Source organism: Mesorhizobium sp. B2-4-6 (assembly GCF_006442775.1).
In the GTDB taxonomy this organism is placed as follows: Bacteria; Pseudomonadota; Alphaproteobacteria; order Rhizobiales; family Rhizobiaceae; genus Mesorhizobium.
The window spans coordinates 466,506-484,450 of record NZ_VFVI01000003.1 but is presented as its reverse complement, the minus strand read 5'-3'; the positions used below and the strand labels follow the sequence as shown (position 1 = coordinate 484,450).

22 protein-coding genes are annotated in these 17,945 nt (G+C 63.9%); 12 read left to right on the top strand and 10 right to left on the bottom strand.

Annotation, left to right across the window (positions count from 1 at the left end; translation table 11 throughout):
• Positions 1 to 40 precede the first annotated feature (40 nt).
• The 4 genes from FJ957_RS12485 to FJ957_RS12470 all read right to left on the bottom strand — a co-directional run bounded on the left by FJ957_RS12485 (position 41) and on the right by FJ957_RS12470 (position 3,469).
• A complete protein-coding gene (locus tag FJ957_RS12485; RefSeq protein ID WP_140831702.1) occupies positions 41 to 865 on the bottom strand; it encodes a hypothetical protein in 825 nt (274 codons plus the stop codon).
• Between the two features lie 409 nt (positions 866 to 1,274).
• Entirely contained in the window at positions 1,275 to 1,715 is a 441-nt protein-coding gene (locus FJ957_RS12480) for a TadE/TadG family type IV pilus assembly protein (RefSeq protein WP_246685821.1), read from the bottom strand.
• A gap of 16 nt (positions 1,716 to 1,731) precedes the next feature.
• A complete protein-coding gene (locus FJ957_RS12475; protein ID WP_140831699.1) occupies positions 1,732 to 2,172 on the bottom strand; it encodes a TadE/TadG family type IV pilus assembly protein in 441 nt (146 codons plus the stop codon).
• A gap of 4 nt (positions 2,173 to 2,176) precedes the next feature.
• Entirely contained in the window at positions 2,177 to 3,469 is a 1,293-nt protein-coding gene (locus tag FJ957_RS12470; protein ID WP_246685820.1) for a pilus assembly protein TadG-related protein, read from the bottom strand.
• Between the two features lie 252 nt (positions 3,470 to 3,721).
• Between FJ957_RS12470 and FJ957_RS12465 the strand changes: the two genes are divergently transcribed.
• The gene (locus FJ957_RS12465; protein WP_140831697.1) at positions 3,722 to 4,939 is read left to right on the top strand and encodes a TadE/TadG family type IV pilus assembly protein; all 1,218 of its coding nucleotides are present in this window, start codon (positions 3,722 to 3,724) and stop codon (positions 4,937 to 4,939) included.
• Between the two features lie 81 nt (positions 4,940 to 5,020).
• On the opposite strand, the gene FJ957_RS12460 is transcribed toward FJ957_RS12465, so the two are convergent.
• Both FJ957_RS12460 and FJ957_RS12455 read right to left on the bottom strand, forming a co-directional pair.
• On the bottom strand, positions 5,021 to 5,257 hold the full coding sequence (locus tag FJ957_RS12460; RefSeq protein ID WP_140831696.1) for a hypothetical protein: 237 nt from the start codon (positions 5,255 to 5,257) through the stop codon (positions 5,021 to 5,023).
• Positions 5,258 to 5,286: 29 nt separating this feature from the next.
• Positions 5,287 to 5,634, bottom strand: coding sequence for a hypothetical protein (locus FJ957_RS12455; protein WP_246685819.1), 348 nt, complete (start codon positions 5,632 to 5,634; stop codon positions 5,287 to 5,289).
• 212 nt (positions 5,635 to 5,846) lie between these two features.
• Here FJ957_RS12455 and FJ957_RS12450 point away from each other — a divergent pair, with 212 nt between their 5' ends.
• Positions 5,847 to 6,131 (top strand): hypothetical protein, encoded by a 285-nt coding sequence (locus FJ957_RS12450; RefSeq protein ID WP_140831694.1) that lies wholly within the window; start codon positions 5,847 to 5,849, stop codon positions 6,129 to 6,131.
• A gap of 148 nt (positions 6,132 to 6,279) precedes the next feature.
• Here the strand turns inward: FJ957_RS12450 and FJ957_RS12445 are convergent, their stop codons facing one another.
• Entirely contained in the window at positions 6,280 to 6,471 is a 192-nt protein-coding gene (locus tag FJ957_RS12445; protein WP_140831692.1) for a hypothetical protein, read from the bottom strand.
• Positions 6,472 to 6,884: 413 nt separating this feature from the next.
• On the opposite strand from FJ957_RS12445, the gene FJ957_RS12440 reads away from it, so the two are divergent.
• The 5 genes from FJ957_RS12440 (at position 6,885) to FJ957_RS12420 (ending at position 10,555) form a co-directional block, all read left to right on the top strand.
• On the top strand, positions 6,885 to 7,265 hold the full coding sequence (locus FJ957_RS12440) for a cupin domain-containing protein (RefSeq protein WP_140831690.1): 381 nt from the start codon (positions 6,885 to 6,887) through the stop codon (positions 7,263 to 7,265).
• Positions 7,266 to 7,539: 274 nt separating this feature from the next.
• A complete protein-coding gene (gene dinB, locus FJ957_RS12435) occupies positions 7,540 to 8,802 on the top strand; it encodes a DNA polymerase IV (RefSeq protein ID WP_140831688.1) in 1,263 nt (420 codons plus the stop codon).
• A 217-nt stretch (positions 8,803 to 9,019) separates the two neighbouring features.
• Positions 9,020 to 9,235 carry a hypothetical protein gene (locus FJ957_RS12430; RefSeq protein WP_140831686.1) on the top strand — a complete coding sequence of 72 codons (216 nt, stop codon included), beginning with the start codon at positions 9,020 to 9,022 and terminating at the stop codon, positions 9,233 to 9,235.
• A gap of 98 nt (positions 9,236 to 9,333) precedes the next feature.
• Positions 9,334 to 9,579, top strand: coding sequence for a GFA family protein (locus tag FJ957_RS32200; protein ID WP_246685818.1), 246 nt, complete (start codon positions 9,334 to 9,336; stop codon positions 9,577 to 9,579).
• A gap of 271 nt (positions 9,580 to 9,850) precedes the next feature.
• Positions 9,851 to 10,555, top strand: a complete 705-nt coding sequence (locus FJ957_RS12420) for an SDR family oxidoreductase (protein ID WP_140831684.1) — start codon at positions 9,851 to 9,853, stop codon at positions 10,553 to 10,555.
• Positions 10,556 to 10,599: 44 nt separating this feature from the next.
• On the opposite strand, the gene FJ957_RS12415 is transcribed toward FJ957_RS12420, so the two are convergent.
• The 3 genes from FJ957_RS12415 to FJ957_RS12405 all read right to left on the bottom strand — a co-directional run bounded on the left by FJ957_RS12415 (position 10,600) and on the right by FJ957_RS12405 (position 11,669).
• A complete protein-coding gene (locus FJ957_RS12415; protein WP_140831682.1) occupies positions 10,600 to 10,830 on the bottom strand; it encodes a hypothetical protein in 231 nt (76 codons plus the stop codon).
• Positions 10,831 to 10,895: 65 nt separating this feature from the next.
• Complete coding sequence (locus FJ957_RS12410; RefSeq protein ID WP_140831680.1) at positions 10,896 to 11,135, bottom strand: hypothetical protein; 240 nt, start codon at positions 11,133 to 11,135, stop codon at positions 10,896 to 10,898.
• A gap of 90 nt (positions 11,136 to 11,225) precedes the next feature.
• Positions 11,226 to 11,669: an SRPBCC family protein gene (locus FJ957_RS12405; protein WP_140831678.1), complete on the bottom strand. Its 444-nt coding sequence runs from the start codon at positions 11,667 to 11,669 to the stop codon at positions 11,226 to 11,228.
• A gap of 234 nt (positions 11,670 to 11,903) precedes the next feature.
• Here FJ957_RS12405 and FJ957_RS12400 point away from each other — a divergent pair, with 234 nt between their 5' ends.
• From FJ957_RS12400 to FJ957_RS12380, 5 genes are all read left to right on the top strand, one after another.
• Positions 11,904 to 12,695 carry a pyrroline-5-carboxylate reductase dimerization domain-containing protein gene (locus FJ957_RS12400; protein ID WP_140831676.1) on the top strand — a complete coding sequence of 264 codons (792 nt, stop codon included), beginning with the start codon at positions 11,904 to 11,906 and terminating at the stop codon, positions 12,693 to 12,695.
• 325 nt (positions 12,696 to 13,020) lie between these two features.
• On the top strand, positions 13,021 to 14,487 hold the full coding sequence (locus FJ957_RS12395; RefSeq protein WP_140831674.1) for a family 16 glycosylhydrolase: 1,467 nt from the start codon (positions 13,021 to 13,023) through the stop codon (positions 14,485 to 14,487).
• A gap of 52 nt (positions 14,488 to 14,539) precedes the next feature.
• A complete protein-coding gene (locus FJ957_RS12390) occupies positions 14,540 to 16,273 on the top strand; it encodes a type I secretion system permease/ATPase (RefSeq protein WP_140831672.1) in 1,734 nt (577 codons plus the stop codon).
• Positions 16,274 to 16,276: 3 nt separating this feature from the next.
• Entirely contained in the window at positions 16,277 to 17,593 is a 1,317-nt protein-coding gene (locus FJ957_RS12385; protein WP_140831670.1) for an HlyD family type I secretion periplasmic adaptor subunit, read from the top strand.
• An 86-nt stretch (positions 17,594 to 17,679) separates the two neighbouring features.
• Complete coding sequence (locus FJ957_RS12380) at positions 17,680 to 17,907, top strand: hypothetical protein (protein ID WP_140831669.1); 228 nt, start codon at positions 17,680 to 17,682, stop codon at positions 17,905 to 17,907.
• Positions 17,908 to 17,945 lie beyond the last annotated feature (38 nt).

Sequence of the window (17,945 nt, the reverse complement as noted above, 5' to 3'; positions counted from 1 at the left end):
CCGGCGGCTTTCGTTCACCCTCTGGTCGGTTCGCCCGGCCTTATGGTGTTGTCGTCGCCGTGGCAGCGGCTTGCGCGTCGATCTTGCCCGCCAGCGTGTCCTTGGCCCAGGCGGTGACGTCGGCGTCGACCGGCTTGTTGGCCATCTCGGCAAGGGCCGCGTCCAAGGACGCGTCAGTGGGGGGCGGCGCGTTGTCAACCGCGGCCTGGGCATCGGTGACCGCCTGGTTGTCGGCGGTGATTGCCGTGTTCTGGGCGTCAATCTGCCCCTGAACGTCGGCAACCTGCGCATCGAGAGCGGCCTGTTGTTCGGTCGTGAAGCCGGTCGTGTCGGTCGCGTTGAGATCGGCGAGTTGCTGAGTGAGGTCGGCGAGCTTGCTCTGGTCGGTGGTCAATTGGGCGTTCGCGGCGTCGAGCTTGGCCTGCGCGTTCTTGGCCGCCGCGGCCTGCGTCGCGTAAGCCTGGACGCCGGCGAATTTCTTGCTCTTGGAATGCTCGTAGGCGCTTAGATTGCGCTTCAGCGAGTTCAACCGGCCGAGCTTGGCGTGGATGTTCTTTTCCTTGGGTGTGGCGGCCGTGGTCGTGTTGTCGGTCGAGCTGTCGTCAGACGCGCTGTTGTCGGACGCGCTGTCGGTGCCCTTGTTGTGACCGGGAGCGGAAGCCGACTTGCCGTGCGAGGCACCACCGTTGCCGTTGCCGCCGGCATTGCCACCGCCATTTCCGTTGCCGCCGCCGTTTCCGTTACCGCCGCCGTTACCGCCGCCATGGCCGTGGCCGCCGCCATTGCCGCCAGCGCCGGCAAGCGCGGGGGCCGCCCCGAGCGCCAGAATGGCAAGAGATGCCAGAAGTGTCTTTCGCAATGTCATTTTGCTTCTCCGCAGATGAATCGTCGTCATGGCCCACCGCTAGACAGCCTCTTATGAGAATTTCCTAATGGCGTTGGATAAACTTTAAGCAATCGCGGTCGCGAAATGAGAGCACGGTCGCCATCCTCCGGCGGTTTTCGCGAAATGGCACGTTAACATATTGAAATTCAATGGAAATACAAAGGGCCGAGCACCCTTGGGCCGTTTGGAACAATGAGGGCCCTTGTCTCGCCAGACCATGGTCCCAAAGATGTTTCTTGCGCCGCGCAAGGCAACGGCAGCAAGGCCCCGTCCCCCGGTTCGGCGCAACTATGAAGAGGCTTCCGCAGCGCAGGCGTTCTGCTTCAAGGGTTGAGGCGGCGCCCGGCTCCTGACCTTGTGCACCGGTGCTGGACTCGGCACCGATCCTCTAACCGCCGACCAGCGGCACGGCCACCGAGGTCGTGTAGCTGATCGGGTAATCGCTGAAATAGGGGAAACTGATGACGAAGGCATAGCTGGCGTTGACGTGCGCCATGCGGAAGCCGCCGCTCGCCGGGTCGGTGGTAATGGTGACGTTCACGTTCTGCAGGCCCAGCGCCTGCAGTTTCTGCGTGGCGACGGCCTGGATATCGGCCTGAGTAAGCGTGTTGTTGAGCTGCAGCGAGCGCGCGGAGGCTTCGAGCGCATAGCGGACGCTGGAGGCGTTGTTCATCGACCAGCCGAAGGCGAAGATGCCGAACAGGAGCATGATCAGGAAGGGCACGATCAGCGCGAACTCAATCGCCGCCCCGCCCGAGGCATTGCCGGCGAACGCCCTAGCTATTTGCTTGTATCGAGGCGCAATTCCGGGCGGAAGGCTGCGGCGCACTTTTCCTGGGGTTGCTTTAGCGGACACGAACCACCTGCTGATGGCCGATCGAGGTGTTGTTTGGGAAGGGGCCGAAGGTAAACGGGGGGACCCAGGTTCCGGACGCCTGGATCTGGACATAGATCGTGCGTAGGTTCGACCCCGTGCACGGGGTCGCCGCGTCAACCACGGTCGTTCCGCATTTGTAGGTGCGGTTCACGGTGACCGCCGCGTCGGCGGGCTTGTTGTCCCAGCTTGCGAGCGCTGCTGCTTGGGTGGCGCTGTCGTCGGAGGAGCCGGCCAACAGCAGGTTCGCCGCCGTTTTCACGCTGGCCCGCATCGCCAGCGAACTGGTGACGTAGGACCAGCCGTCCGCGATACCGAAGAGAGCGACGCACAGCACCGGCAGCACGAGCGAGAATTCCACCGCGGCGGCGCCGCAGCGGTTCTTGCGGAAGCGGATCGGCAGCGGCTCCATGCTGTTACTCGACGATCGCGACCGACGGTGCCGCCGGGATATCCCCGCCCCCGTATTTCGAGCAGTCCTGGTTGATGGTCGCATTGCCCGACCACTGAATGGTGTCGGCAACGACTTGCGTGCAGCCGTCCAGGCCCGAGAAATTGCCAAGATAATTGACCTGCTGCCTGGGGAAGTAGATCGCGCCGGTCAAAAGCGAATTTGCGGTGCCGTTGAAGGTGCTCTGCGCCGCCGTTCCTGTCCGGTCGCCGTAGAACAGCACGCCGGAATAGGTGCCCGAGATCGGCGCGCTCAGCGTCACCGTAGCATTGCCGTTGATGCTTATGGTATTGCTACCGGCCATAAAGATGGTGACGCCGGTGCAAGGCGCCGCGCAGGTGACGACGGCGCCGGCGTTGATCTTCAAATTACCCTGCACGACATAAGTACCGGAAGACAGCGCGACATTGCCGTTGAGATTCATGCCACTGCAATAGGTCCCGGGCTGCAATATTTGTGCTGACTTGCCACTGTTCACGGGCTGACACTGGTTAGAGGATGCGGGCGCCGGCAGGCTGGCGAACGGGTCAGAGGCCGGCAGCGCCTGGGTGATCGGAGACTTGCAGAGCGTGGTCACCGGATTGTTCAGCACCATGCCGCCAACGGTGATCAGGCAGTCAGCCTGGAGGCCGGCCGAACCCTGCACCTTGATGGCGTCGGAGGCGAGCGAGTCCGACATGACCGAGCAGCCGGTGAACTTGACGCTGGTGTTGCCGGAAAAAAGGGCGGCCTGCGATGCCGAGGGATTGAGCGCCAGCACGCAGGCCTTCGAGGCATCGGTGATCAGCGCCACCGCCCTCGCCTGCTCGGGCACCTTCGTCTGCGTGAAGATGGACGTGAAGATCCGGTCGAGGTTCTGGTTGAGGATCACCTCCACCGCCTTCTTGGCCGTGTTCGGCCCGGACGCCGGCGGCGTGTTGACGACGATGGTGCCGCCGCCCAGTCCGTTCGAGCCGGCCGATGACGTGGCGGCGGCGGTGATGGCGGCGGTATCGGAGCCCGCGACCTTCTCCAGCGCGCCGGCATAGGCCGCGGCGTCCGCGATCGCCTGCAGCTTCAGGCTCGAATAGTACCAATAGGACGTCTCGACGCCGAGGCCGGCGCCGCCGATGACCACCGGCAGGGTCAGCGCGAAGATGGTCGCGACATTGCCGCCCTTGCCTTCGCAAAAGCGTCGAGAGACCAGTCGAGAAAAAAGATTTCCGATGAACCGACCTGAAAAGGCCATGGCCGAGTGCACCCAAGCTATCCCAGCCATTACATTCATCATCGCCGTATGAACGAATGCCTAATTATTTCCCTCGACTTGCGCTGTTAGGACTGCATCAGGCCGCCACCCCGGCCTTGCGCCGCGCACACTAAGACTTAAGGCCCAAAAACTCTCAGACTTAAGGTGTAACCATCAGTTAAACCGTATATTTTAGCACTTTCTGCATTTTATCTTTTTTGGAAATCGCCCGTAGAGACAGCGTGCCTATCACTCTCGCATATAGGACGAGGGCGGGCTTCCATGTTTGCACGTTTCTGGGCTTCGAGACGCGGCAACTTCGCGGTCGCGACCGCGGTGGCCATGGTGCCGCTGATGCTTGCCCTGGCAGGATCCATCGACCTGATCGGCACCAGCGACGACGCCGCGCAGTTGCAGAATTCGCTGGACGCGGCCGGCCTTGCGATCGGTACGAAATACCAGGCGAGCATGTCGGCGAGCGACGTGCAGCAACTCGGCCAGACCTTCTTCGTGGCCAATATGAGCGCCGCCGACGCGCAGGAATATTCGGGCAGCGTCGCCGCCTTCCAGGCCGGGGCCAGCGGCGGTCCGAGCGCCTACTTCATTTCGCTGTCGTCGAGCATCAGCCGACCGGCCTTCGTCCCCGGCATGCCGGCCTGGCCGGCAACGCGCTCCGCCTCGGTCAAGATCAAGCCCGGCGCGCAGGCCTGCGTGCTCGCGCTCGATCAGCATGCCGACGGCGCGGTCAGCCTGCAGGGCTCCACCAATGTGGCGATGAGCGGTTGCGTGATCGCGGCCAATTCGGACGCCGACGACGCCGTCAGTCGGGGCGGCTCGGCGATCGTCAGCGCTGGCTGCGTCTCGACAGTCGGCGGCACGCAAGGGTTGACGCCCCCCAACGCCACTCTTTCCTGCGGCGCGGCGCAGGAAAACCAGTATGCCTCGTTCGATCCGCTGGCGGACGTCGTTCCGCCTCCCTACACGCTCTGCCTGCCAGTGCCGAACGGCAAGACGATAACGCTTTCGCCGGGCACCTACTGCGACAAGACGCTGTCGGGAAAGATTACTCTCAGTCCGGGTACCTACATCATGCGCAACGTCACCATAAAGCCGGGCGGCAACGGCAGCCTCATCGGCCAGGGCGTGACGATCTTCCTGATGGAGAACTCGCAGCTCATCATCAACGCCAACGAGCAGGTGAACCTGTCGCCGCCGGCCGGCGGCCCCTACGCCGGCATCACAATCTACCAGGCGCGCGGCAACACACAGGCGCTGACGCTGAACGGCGGATCCGGCTCGGTGGTGAGCGGTTTCATCTACGCCCCGGACGCTGCCATCACCTATGCCGGAAATTCGGATATGAACGCCGAAGGCAGTTGCCTGCGGCTGGTCGGCGACACTGTCGCAATGGCGGGAAGCTCCGCAGTTAAATCGGACTGCACGGCCGAGCTTGGGAACCGCGCGATGTATGCGGGACGGATGATCACGCTGGCGAAATGAGCGCCAATTTCGTCATCCTTTGAAATGCAATTCTGGACGGAAAACCGCTCGCACTTTTCCTGGAATCGCTTCCAGGGAAGATCACGATCCGCCTATGATATCCGCGCCCGGCTGCTCGTCGAAGAGCACCGCGCAGCCGCGCTCGAGCGCGACCTGCGTCAAGGCGTTGGCCGCATCTGTATCCGACGAGACGAAATCGCCGGTCAGGACGCGAAATTCCTCGACAGCCTTTGACATCGGCACCACACGTCCGGCCAAACGGCCGCTCGCGCATGCGTCGATGACGCACAAAAGATCGATGAGTTCGAAATTATGCATGGCGGCCTCCGCCTGCGCCATCCCTTCGCTCAATCAACGGTATGAGGCGCGGACTGGTTCCGTCGCCTGCGTTCGTCGGATGGCCTGACGGGCGCGAGCTTGAGATCGAAACGAGCAGGCAGGCATGGCTCGACACAGGCCTTGCGCACCGATCCGGTGGCCATCGTGTCGATCGGAAGAAGGACCACCATCTGGGCATGGCGCTGTGGCCAAAGCGGCCTGCCGAAGAGGAGGAAGACGCCGCCGATCAATCCCGCCAAAAGCAGCGCGGCAAACAGGTTCGCGATCACGTTGCCGGGTTGCACGGCCAGCAACTCCAAGAGAGTTTCCAGAGCGGAAGGAATGCCCGCCATATCGCAGGAATGGCGGGCACCCATCGTCGACCGCCGATGAAGGGACTTTGTCCGGCGGCTTGCTAGCCAATGAATTGGTGCCGCTGTTGTTGCGTGGAAATCGGGGGGTCGGGCCTCTGCGTTCGATGGATGAGACTTCAGTCTGAGCATGGCCCCGGACCGTCGCCCGAAGGCTGGAACAATCGCTTCATGCTGTCGTTGCCCGACAATCGAGATCGGCGAAAGGAGAGGAAGTCATGGCCGACGGACCTACAGTTGTAAACACAGGCGGCGGTGGCGGCGGCGGAACCGCGGTCGCAGTCGTTCTCGCCATCATCGTGATCGTCGGGCTGCTGTTCTTCACCGGCATCATCAATGTCGGCGGCGGTGGCGGCGGATCGACCGACGTCAACGTCAAGATCGACACGCCCAAGATCGAAGCGCCAAAGGCCGACACGCCGCCGGCGCCGACCAAGACACCGTCGCCGGCACCCGCTGCTCCGGCGCCGGGCCCAGCTCCCGCCCCCGCGAGCGGCGGCTGACCCTGGCGAACGCGACCAGTTGGCCAAAGGGTCTTGCTTGTCGTGCTTCCGGCCCGCGTATTCTTGGGAGACGCGGGCCGCCCTTGGAGCGGTTCCGCTTCTGCAATGGCGTCGAGCCGCTCCAAGTATTCGCCCAAACCGAAGTAATTCAGTCCCCGACGTCCATCGGCTGATGGCCGGGTCGCTGATGCCATAACACCTGGCAATAATCCGTCAGTTCGACGACCTGCGTGCAGACCGGACAGACATAGCTGTCGCAGCATCGGCGGAGCCCCGGCGGGCCGCGACGGGCGGCAATGACCGGCACGCGCGAATAGCCATTCACGACCTGATCAAGCATCGATTTCCTCCTGATGGTTGTTGATTATCTCCACCCAAATGTTTCCCCCCTCGCCCGACTATGTGGCACCGGCGCCGCGCTCGGTAAGCGCTGAGGCAGGTTCGGCATCCTGCTGATGGGGGATTGCGAAAAGTCGCGATGGTATCGCCTTCATCGTTGCCGAGGGTTCGCATCGAATTCTCCCTGTCGGGCGAGAACGGATGGGTCCCTCAACCACCGCCGTGCCAGCGCGAGAACAGGAAAGCACCCAGCGATCGGGTCCCGCATTAACTTCCGATAGGAAACGCTGAAAATTTTCGAAGGCCGAGAGCGCCTCCAATTATATTAGCGATACCTCATAATATGGAGTATGAGTAAGTCAGCGGTCGCCGACGATCGCAATGTCGGGCTCCGCTTGCACAAGGGAGGATGCCATGGCCGAAACCGCAATGCAGGTGACGAAACTCGAATCCAAATCGCACAACAATCCGGACGAAGTCCGCGCGCCCGCCAAGACGCGCGTCGAAATCGTGCGGCTGCCAAGTTATTCGCTGGCGCGGATGAACATGCAGCCGGGCTGGAAATGGTCCGAATGCGTGAAGCCGGTGGTCAAGACCGACAGCTGCCAGGTCTCGCATGTCGGCTACGTCGTATCCGGCTCGATCACCGTGCGCATGACCGACGGCACGCAAAAGACCTTCGAGGCCGGCAGTTCCTACACCATCCCGCCGGGCCACGACGCCTGGGTGGAAGGCAATCAGCCCTTCCAGTGCATCGAGGTGCTGAGCGCCGAGCAATACGCCAAACCAGCATAGGCCGGATTCAGCCGATGGGCGGCTATGAAGCTGCACCAGCCAAGGCTGTGGGATCGAGGCGACGTCACCTTGGTCCCTTCGCAGGTGCAATCGCCGCCTCATTCGAATGAATGAGGCAGGCTCATTCGTTTGTATGAAGACACAGAAAGCAAGCTCACAGGGCCTTGACACCAGACTGCTTTTGTTCTCTTTATGTTCCCTAAATCTGCCTTTTCCAACAGAGAAATCTAATACTGCACCGCGGCAAAGCGGGCGCTGCAGACGGGAGCGCAGGATGCTCGCTACGGACGCCGCCGCTGCCGCCACCATCCTGCATGCCGATCTCGATGCCTTCTACGCCTCCGTCGAGCAGTTGCTCGATCCATCATTGCGCGGCAAGCCGATCGCCGTCGGCGGCGGCGTGGTGCTGGCGGCTTCCTATGAGGCCAAGGTCTTCGGCGTGCGCGGCGGCATGCCCGGCCGCAAGGCGCGCGAGCTCTGCCCGCAGCTCATTTTCGTCGGCGGTCATTTTTCCGAGTACCAGCGTCTCGGCGATGCGGCGATCAAGGTGCTCGACGATTTCACGCCGGTAGTCGAACGCATCTCGATCGACGAGGCCTTTGCCGATGTCGCCGGCTGCACGCATCTGTTTGGCCCTCCGCAAGAGATCGCGCGAAAAATCCGCGCGCGGGTGAAGGCCGAGCTCGGCCTGCCGATCTCGATCGGCGTGGCGCGGACAAAGCATCTCGCCAAGATCGCCTCGCAGGTCGCCAAGCCAGACGGATTGGTGGTGGTCGAGCCCGGCACCGAGCTCGCCTTCCTGCACGATTTGCCCGTCACGCTGATGTGGGGCGTCGGCCCCGCGACCAAGGCCAGGCTCGCGGAAATCGGCGTCGAGACGATCGGGCAATTGGCGCGCACGCATAGCGGGGCGCTGGAGCGGCTGATCGGCCATGCCGCCGGCCAGAAGCTTGCCGCGCTTGCCTGGAACCGCGACCCGCGCAAGCTCGAGACGCATCGGCGCGCGCATTCGGCCGGCGCGCAATCGGCGCTGGGCAGGAAACCGGCGGTGGCGCGCGTCTTCGTGCCGACGCTGCTGCATCTTGCCGACCGCATCGCCAGCCGGTTGCGCGCCAAGGACCGGCCCGGGCGCACGGTCACGGTGCGCGTGCGCTTCGCCGACATGCGCGCGGTGAGCCGCTCGATTACGCTGGAGCAGCCGATCCAGGCGACCGCGATGCTGGCCGAGATCGCCGAGGAGCTGGTGCGCGGCGTGCTCGCCGCCCATCCGGGCGAGCGCGACATCTCGCTGCTCGCCATCTCCGTCTCGCATCTGGATGAGCATGTCGAGCTGCAGCTCGAACTGCCGCTCGGCCTGGCGGACGAGAAGCTCAGGCCTGGCAGCCGAAAAGGTCTCGCGCGCTTCGGCGCCGACCGAGCGGTGGACAAGATCCGCCAGCGCTTCGGCAAGGAGGCGGTCGGCTATGGCACGGTGGCGCTGGAAGGCCCGCGCTCGGTACCGGACGGTTTCAGGGAGCTCGCGGAGAAGGAGTTATAGAGCGGCCTGCGCTCACCTCCCCCAGGCCAGCCGCATCGTCACACCGACAACCAGGTGCGCTCGCTGTGGCGCCGGGATCTGGTGGCACGCTTCCAGGCGGCCAAGGACGCCGACGATCGCGGCCTGCCCAATGACGCGACGCGGCCCGACTATGCGGCGGCGCGCGGCGTCTTCTGGGTGATCGCCAGCAAGCCGGACGCGACCCGAGCCGAATTTCATGCAGACCGCCGCCATCGCGCCTGCCGATATCGGCACATCGCTGCATTTCCTGGGCAGCGAAGAGACCGTCGATCTGGTGAACTGGGGCTATTGCGCGGCCGATCAGGCGCTGCGCGACTGGTACGAGCCGGCGGTGGCAGCCGGCAAGGGCCTGCCCTTGACGCCGGGCGACGTGAGGCCCGGCCGCTGCGCGCGCGTGTCGAAGACGGTTTAGGATGTGAGCTGGCGCGCGAGCCGCGAATCTCCCCCGAAAGTATCGATTTGCCGGGCCGCGAGGCACGCGAAGCATTCATGTCGACCATGAGGCAGCCCATGCGAACCGCATCCTGTGCCTGCGGGCAACTGAAGATCTCCTGTGACGGCGAGCCGCGACTGGTCGCGTTGTGTCATTGCCTCGAGTGCCAGAGGCGGACCGGCAGCACTTACGGCATTGCCGCATTCTTCGCGCGCTCGGCGGTCACGGCCGAAGAGACCGCCAGCACCTACAAGCGATTGTCCGACGGCGGCCGCGCGGTCATGTTCCATTTCTGCCCGGAGTGCGGCTCCAGCGTCTTCTGAGCCAGAGCGCAAGCCGGACGCGATCGCGATGGCGGTGGGCTGTTTTGCGGATCCGGCGTTTCCGGCGCCGACGCACGTTGCATGGGAGGAGAGAAGGCATGCGTGGATAGGCGGAGAGGCGACGGCGGAACTGCCAATCTCCCCTCGAGGGGAAGATTGAGTGCTCCGCCGCTTTCGTCAATCGCCTTGGCGCAATCCAATCCGGTTCATTCCCTGCCCTCCGCATGCTAACAGGATCGCTTTCAACCTAAACACCGGGATGGACAGCGACATGGCAGTAGAAAAAGTAGCTCTGGTGACGGCGGGCGGCAGCGGCATGGGGGCTGCGGCGGCCAAGCGCCTGGCCGCAGACGGCTTCAAGGTCGGCGTGCTCTCCTCCTCCGGCAAGGGCGAGGCGCTGGGCAAGGAGCTCGGCGGCTTCGGCGTCACCGGCTCCAACCAGTCGAACGAAGACCTGAAGCGCCTTGCCGACGGCGCGCTGGAACGCTGGGGCCGCATCGACGTGCTGGTCAACAGCGCCGGCCACGGACCGCGCGCGCACATCATCGAGATCAGCGACGAGGACTGGCACAAGGGCATCGACACTTATTTCCTCAACGCCGTGCGCCCGACCCGGCTGGTGACGCCGGTGATGCAGAAGCAGAAGTCAGGCGTCATCATCAACATCTCGACCGCCTGGGCGTTCGAGCCGAGCGCGATGTTTCCGACCTCGGCCGTGGCGCGCGCCGGGCTTGCCGCCTACACCAAGATCTTCGCCGACACCTATGCCGCCGACAACATCCGCATGAACAATGTGCTACCCGGCTGGATCGACAGCCTGCCGACGACGAACGAGCGCCGCGACAGCGTGCCGATGAAGCGCTACGGCACGTCGGAAGAGATCGCCGCGACGATCTCGTTCCTCGCCTCCGATGGGGCCGCCTACATCACCGGGCAGAACATCCGCGTCGACGGCGGCATCACAAGGGCGCTGTAAGTCACGCCGCGGCAGGACGGCGCCCGGTATTGCCGGGCGCTACGTCATTTGCGACGGCGAAGGTGCAACAGCCAGAGAAAGCCCAACAAGGCAATGACAGCGGCGACATTGCCGAAAACGTTGCTCCAAAAACGCGCCGCGTCGTCCACACACGAAATCCAGCTGAGTCTGCCCCGGATCTCGCCGGTCTTGAGGCCGTAGGCAAGGTTATAGACGGCGAAGGCGGCGAGTGCCGCCACCAGGACAAAGACGGCGTCGTGTTCGTTGCGACCCATGCAGCACGTCTAGCCGGGCCAATGAAGTTTTGCTTATCGTCGTGTGGAAGGTATGTCGCCTCGGATCATCCGGGCTTGCGGGATTTTAGCACGCACAGAACGCATAGGAAGGCTATCGACGCCACCAGGACAATCGAATTGCCGACCACGATGTTCCAGAATCGAGTCGGGTCGTCCGAGAGAGCGACCCAATGCAACTTGCCGCGGACTTCGCCTGTCTTGATGCCGCAGGCAATGTTGTAGATCGCGATGGCGGCAAGCGCGGCCATCAGGACAAACAGGTCGTTGTTCTTGTTGCGATCCATGGAAGCGGATTTTAACAGCGCTTGGTGAAATTTTACTTACCTTGGGTAAGGCGGCGGCCGTTGCACCGGCGGCCGCCGCTGCCCTCAATGTTACTGGTTGATCTCCGGCTCGACGAGCTTGGCCAGGTTGCGCAGCGATTCCTGCCAGCCGAGATAGCAGGCCTCGGCGGGGATGGCGTCCGGGATGCCGGCCTGGGTGATGTTGATCTCGGTGCCGACCGACACTTTCTTCAAGGTCACCGTCACTTCGATCTGGCCCGGCAGGTTGGGATCGTCGAAGCGGTCGGTGTAGCGCAGGCGCTCGCCCGGAACGAGCTCGACGAATTCGCCGCCGAAGGCGTGGCTGTCGCCCGTGGTGAAGTTGCGGAAGGACATCTTGTAGGTGCCGCCGACCTTGCCCTCGAACTGGTGCACCGTGCAGGTAAAGCCGTTCGGCGGCAGCCACTTGGCCAGCGCATCGGCCTCGACGAATGCGCGGTAGACCTTCTCCGGCTTGGTCGCCAGGACGCGGTGCAGGTAGATGGTGCTCGGCATATCTCGATATCCTTCTTCAGTTGATCGATGCCCCAAGGACGGGCGGGCTCCAGCGGATCCGACAGAGGCTGTCAAACTTTTTGGCTAGAGCATGATGCCGAAAAGCGTGAAGCGGCTTTCGCATGACATCATGCTCTATCTTTTTGATCTAGAGTCGGATGATTTCAGCTCGATTTGACCTGAAATCATCCGACTCAGGCCGCTACCGTGCGCCTTTCAATGGAGGGAGCGGACATGAACGTTTCGATCAGACTCGGCATCGTCGGCGGCGCGGGCTGGCTGGGCGGCGCCATCGCGGATGCCGCGCTTCAGGCCGGCGTCGTTCGCATGCAGGACCTTGCCCTCTCCTACCGCAGCGCCAAACCGGATCGTTTTGCCGGCGCGTTCTGGACCGACGACAACCAGGCGCTCGCCGACCGCTGCGATGTCATCATGCTTTCGGTGCGGCCGCAGGACTGGCCGTCGCTTACCATCGACGCCAAGGGCAAGCTCGTGATCTCGGTGATGGCCGGCATCCGCCTTGCCGAGATCGGCGCGAAGCATGGCACGCGCCGGGTGGCGCGCACATTGCCCAACGCCGCGGCCGAGGTCGCGAAATCCTACACGCCTTGGATCGGGAGCAGCGATGCCACCGGCGTGGACCGCGCCATCGTGCGCGCGATCTTTTGCGCCTGCGGCAGCCAGGACGAGGTCGGCAGCGAACGCGACATCGACTATCTCACCGGCCTGACCGGATCCGGCCCGGCCTTCCCCGCCCTTTTGGCCGATGCCATGATGCGCCACGCTATCGCGTTTGGCCTGAAGCCCGAAGTGGCGCAGCGCGCCGTGAATACGGTGCTAACCGGCACCGGCCGGCTGATCGACTTGAACGACGCTTCGCCAGCCGACACGGTAAAGGCCTTCCTCGGCTATCGCGGCACGACCGCCGCGGCGATCGAGACGATGCGCGAAGCCGGATTCGACGAGGCGGTCGCCAAGGGGCTCGAGGCGGCGTTCAGGAAGTCGATCGCGATGGGCGAGACGTGAGCGGACGCTCCAATCTTAAAGGCCAAGACTCGATCGGCCACCACCTGTGGCTCCCGCTGCGGCCAATGCATCCGTTCGCGGCTGTCCGCACAATCTTTTGGCAGAAAATCTTGCAAAATTAAGTAAAATTGAGAATAATTCACGCCATGATTGTATTAGATACCACTTATTCTATCTTCACAAAATATCGATAAAAATACTGGCAATTTTCTCTGTACTATTTGCTTGTTTTCGGGAACCATAGTCCACGTTGCAAATTTGGTTCGGAGCGGTCGCTTGAACCTGCAATGAACCTCCGGGCGGGGCAGCGCGGAAGGAGTGCACGATGAGCTTCGTCGTCAACGCGATAGGCGTTCCTCTCTACTATAGCGGCGCTTCCAATCATTGGTTTTCGGCAACGTCCGGACCGACATTCAACGGCAGCAGCGGCAACGACTCCATCTGGGGCGCCAGCGGCGTCAACGTCACCATGTATGGCGGCCCCGGCGACGACATCTATTACCTCTATTCGGCGAGCAACAAGGTGGTCGAGAACCCTGGAGAGGGCATCGACACGATCAACACTTGGATGAGCTACACGCTGCCGAACAATGTCGAAAACCTCGTCGTCACCAACGCCCATAACTATGCCTTCGGCAATGCCCTGGACAACATCATCACCGCCGCGGCGGGCGGCCAGACCCTGGACGGCGGCGCGGGCAACGATGTCCTGATCGATGGCGGCGGCGGCGCCGACACTTTCATCATCGCGAAGGGCAATGGGAGCGACTTGATCGTCAATTTCGCCTCGAACGACACGGTGCGCCTCGATGGCTACGGGTTCACGTCGTTCGCCGCCATCCACGAGAACCTGATCCAGGCGGGCCCCAATGTGATGCTGAATCTCGGATCGGGCGAGATTCTCGAATTCAAGAACATGACAATCGACAAGCTGCAGCCCAACCAGTTCGAGCTGCCGATCGACAAGTCCGGCATGACGCTGTCCTTCAGCGACGAGTTCAACACGCTGAACCTTCACAACAGCCAGGGCGGCACCTGGGACACCAACTTCTGGTGGGGCGCGGCGAACGGCAGCACGCTCACCCGCAATGGCGAGCTGCAGTGGTACATCGACGCCAATTACGGCCCGACCAGCTCGGTGCATCCGTTCAGCGTGCAGAACGGCGTGCTCTCCATCACCGCCGCGCAGGCGCCGGCCGACATCAAGCCGCTGATCAACAATTACGAATACACCTCCGGCATCCTGACCACGCATGACTCGTTCTCGCAGACCTATGGCTATTTCGAAATGAAGGCCGACCTGCCGGAGAATGCCGGCGCCTGGCCAGCCTTCTGGCTGCTGCCGGAGGACGGCTCCTGGCCGCCGGAGCTTGACGTGATCGAAAAGTATGGCCAGAACCCGAATTCTCTGCTGATGACCGCTCACACCAACCAGACGGGCCAGCACACGACGGTCGGATCCACGGTGAACGCCATGGACACCGCCGGCTTCCACACCTATGGCCTGCTGTGGACGCCGGACAAGCTGATCTGGACCTATGACGGCGTGCAGGTCGCCGAAGCGGCGACGCCGTCGGACATGAACAAGCCGATGTACATGCTGGTCGATCTCGCGGTCGGCGGCCAAGCCGGCGCGCCGCCGGACCATCTCGCCACACCGGCCGAGATGAAGATCGACTATATCCGCGCCTATACGCTGAACGACTTGCCAAGCCAGGCGGCGGCACTGACCAGCCACACCGCAAGCAGCACGCAGCAGCATCTCGGCACGGCAAGCGAGCATTCGGCCTGATTCGGACGTTAGGCGACTGCCCGTGATCCGGGTTGGAGAGGGAGTGCGGGAAATGACGGGACAGTCGGGATTGCGGCCAGTCTTGCGTCGCGCCGTCGCCGATGTCGGGCTGTTCTCGCTGCTCATCAACCTTCTGCTGCTGGTGATCCCACTTTACCTGCTCCAAATCTACGACCGCGTCCTGCCCTCCTCCAGCCTCGAGACGCTTGTCTATCTGTCGGTCATCGCGGTCGCGGCGCTCGGCTTCCTCGGCTTCCTCGACACCATCCGCGCGGTCTACACGCAGCGCGTCGCCGCGACGGTCAATGACAGGCTTGGCGCAAGAATGTTCGCCGCTTCGCTCGGCGCCAGAAACGCGCCGTCGCCGCTCACCGACCTCGCCTCGGTCTGCGCCTTCATCCGCTCGCGCGGCGTGTCAGTACTGTTCGACCTGCCCTTCGCGCCGGTCTTCCTCGGCCTGCTCTACCTTATCCATCCACTGCTCTTCTGGGTGACGCTTGGCGGCGCGGCGATGCTCGTCATGCTGGTCGTGGCCAACCAGCTTGCCATCGGCAGGAAGGATGCGCTGTCGGCGGAGCGTTCGGCTCTGGCCAGCCGGGCCGAGCAGGCCTTTGCCCGCAACGCCGAGACGCTGCGCGCCATGGGCATGGTGGAAAACGCCGCGCGCGCATGGGGACGCCATGTGGCGGAGGCGCTTGTCCTGCATGATCATTCGGCCTGCGCCAACGCCATCTTCAGTGGCGCTTCGAGGGCGCTGCGCATGATGCTGCAGCTGGCGATCCTCGGCACCGGCGCCTGGCTGGTGCTCAAGGGCCAGATGACGGCCGGCATGATCTTCGCCTCCTCGCTGGTGTCGTCACGCGCGCTGCAGCCTCTCGACCAGCTGATCGGTTCCTGGCGGCAGATTGGCGAGGCCAGACGCGCATGGTCGCGGCTGGGAGGAGCGCTCACGGCACAGCCGGCCGAGACACGCAAGCTCGTCTTGCCCGACCCGACCGGCGCGGTCTCTGCGCAGGATCTTTTCTTCATCGCGCCGAATGCCACCTTCGGCGCCGAGCCGATCCTCAAGCGGTTGAGCTTCGCGATCCAGCCCGGCGAGGCTGTGGCGATCGTCGGCCCGAGCGGCGCCGGCAAATCGACGCTGGCGCGGCTGCTTGTCGGGGCAACCCAGCCGAGTGGCGGCTCGGTCAGGATCGACGGCGCCGAACTCAAGACCTGGGACGAAAACCAGCTCGGCCGGCATATCGGCTATCTAGCGCAGGAGGTGGAGCTTTTCCCCGGCTCGGTCCGCGAAAACATCGCCCGCTTCGACGCGGACGCGGACGACGCCGCAATCGTTGAGGCGGCAAAACGCGCCGAGGCGCATGAGCTGATCCTTTCGCTGCGCGATGGCTACCAGACGGTGATCGCCGGGACGCTGTCCGGCGGTGAGCGGCAGCGGATCGGGCTGGCGCGCGCCTTCTACGGCAACCCGCGCATCCTGGTGCTGGACGAGCCGAGCACGCATCTCGACGGCGCCGGCGAGGCGGCACTCGAGGCAGTGCTTGCCGCCGCGCGCGCCGCCGGCGTCACCACGATCGTGATCACGCATCGCCCTTCCATCGCCGCGGCCTGCGACCGCGTGATGGTTTTGCGCGGCGGCGTCATCGAAGCGTTCGGGCCGAGCGCGGAGGTGCTGCGGCAGTCAACTGCAGACAGGGGCAAGGGCACGCGGCAGAGCACGGTGGTGACCGGATCGTTCGCACCGACCATCCGTGCCGCGCCGACCATCCGCCACGGATCCTGAACGATGACGCAGAGCCTCACCTTCGAAGGCCGCCCGCGCACCGACTTCCGGCGCACCGCCTTCGCCGGCTACGCGGCGATCGCGCTGATGGTCGGCGGCTTCGGCTATTGGGCGGCGAGTGCGCCGCTGGCCGGCGCGGTGATCACCCAAGGCACGATCGCGGCGACCGGCGGCAACATCCTGATCCAGCACCGCGAGGGCGGCATCATCAGGCAATTGCTGGTGCATGAAGGCGACCGCGTACAGGAAGGCCAGAACCTCATTCTGCTCGACCGGACCGCGCCGGAGGCCGACCTCAACCGGCTGACAAGGCAGTGGATCGCGCTCAAGGCCAGCGCCGCGCGGCTGGAAGCCGAGCGCGACGGCCTCGTCACGCTGGCGCCGGTCGCCGAGCCAGCGCCGGCGCCGTTCCAGCAGGAATTCCAGAACCTGATCCGCGAACAGCAGAAGGAGTTCGACGCCAGGCTCGCGCGGTTCCGCTCCGAGCAGTCGATCCTGGCGCAGCGCGTCGCCATGCATCGCGAGTCGGTCAAAGGCTTGAACGCGCAGAAGGCGGCAATCGAACAGCAAGCCGAGGTGGTGAAGAAGGAGCTCGGCATCAAGACCGACCTTCTGAACCGGGGCCTTACCGACCGCAGCGAATATTCGCAGTTGCTGCGCTCGGAGGCCGACCTCATAGGCCAAGCCGGCGCTCTGGAGGCGGACCTCGCCTCGGCCAACACGCAGATCGTCGAGGCGGAGGCGCAGACCGAGCGCGCGACGACGCAGCGCGTCGAGGAAGCGCTGACCAAACTCGACGACGTGCGCACCAATCTCGCCGACATCGAGGAGCGGATGCGCGCGGCGCAAGCGGTGCTGAAGCGCACGACGATCACCGCGCCGACGGCGGGCGTCGTCATCTCTTCGACCTACAATTCGCAAGGCAGCGTGGTGGCGCCCGGCGAAAAGATCATGGAGATCCTGCCCACGTCATCGGGCCTGGTGGTGGACGCCAGGCTGCGGCCGAAGGACATCGACCAGGTGCATGTCGGCCAACAGGCAAAGCTCAGGCTCTCCGCGCTCAACGCGCGCCTGACACCGGAAGTCCCGGCCACGGTGAGCGAGATTTCAGCCGACCGGCTGATCGACGAGGCTACTCACGAACCCTATTTCCGCGCCAGGCTAAAGATCACCGATGCCCTGCCCCGGGGCGTGAAGAGAGAACAGCTCTATCCGGGCACCCCGGTCGACACCTTCATCAGCACCGGCAACCGGACCTTCTTCGAGTATCTGGTACGCCCGATGATGGACTCCTTCGCAAGGGCGTTCAGGGAACGGTAGGCACCGTCACGTCATAGCCGCGTCCAGCCTGCCGCGGTAAGCTGGATTTCGACACGGATATCGAGCAACCGAAGCTCGCTCCGACCGTGGCGCGCGCCGGCGGCTCCGCACCGTCAAGCCAGTCGACCCAGGCCTTGTTCATCGCGTCGACGATCACGGTGTTCGAACCTATGGGCGCGGCGAACCTCGTCCGAGCGCATACCTTCCGGGTCTACGAGCCGCTGTTTGCCGCGGCGCCCGGCTATTTCCTGCTGGCGGGGCTGGTGATGGCGGGCTTCGGTTTCGTCGAGCGCCGGTTCGCCCGGAGGTATTGAGCGGCGACAAAAAGCCATCCCCGATCCCACGGACCATC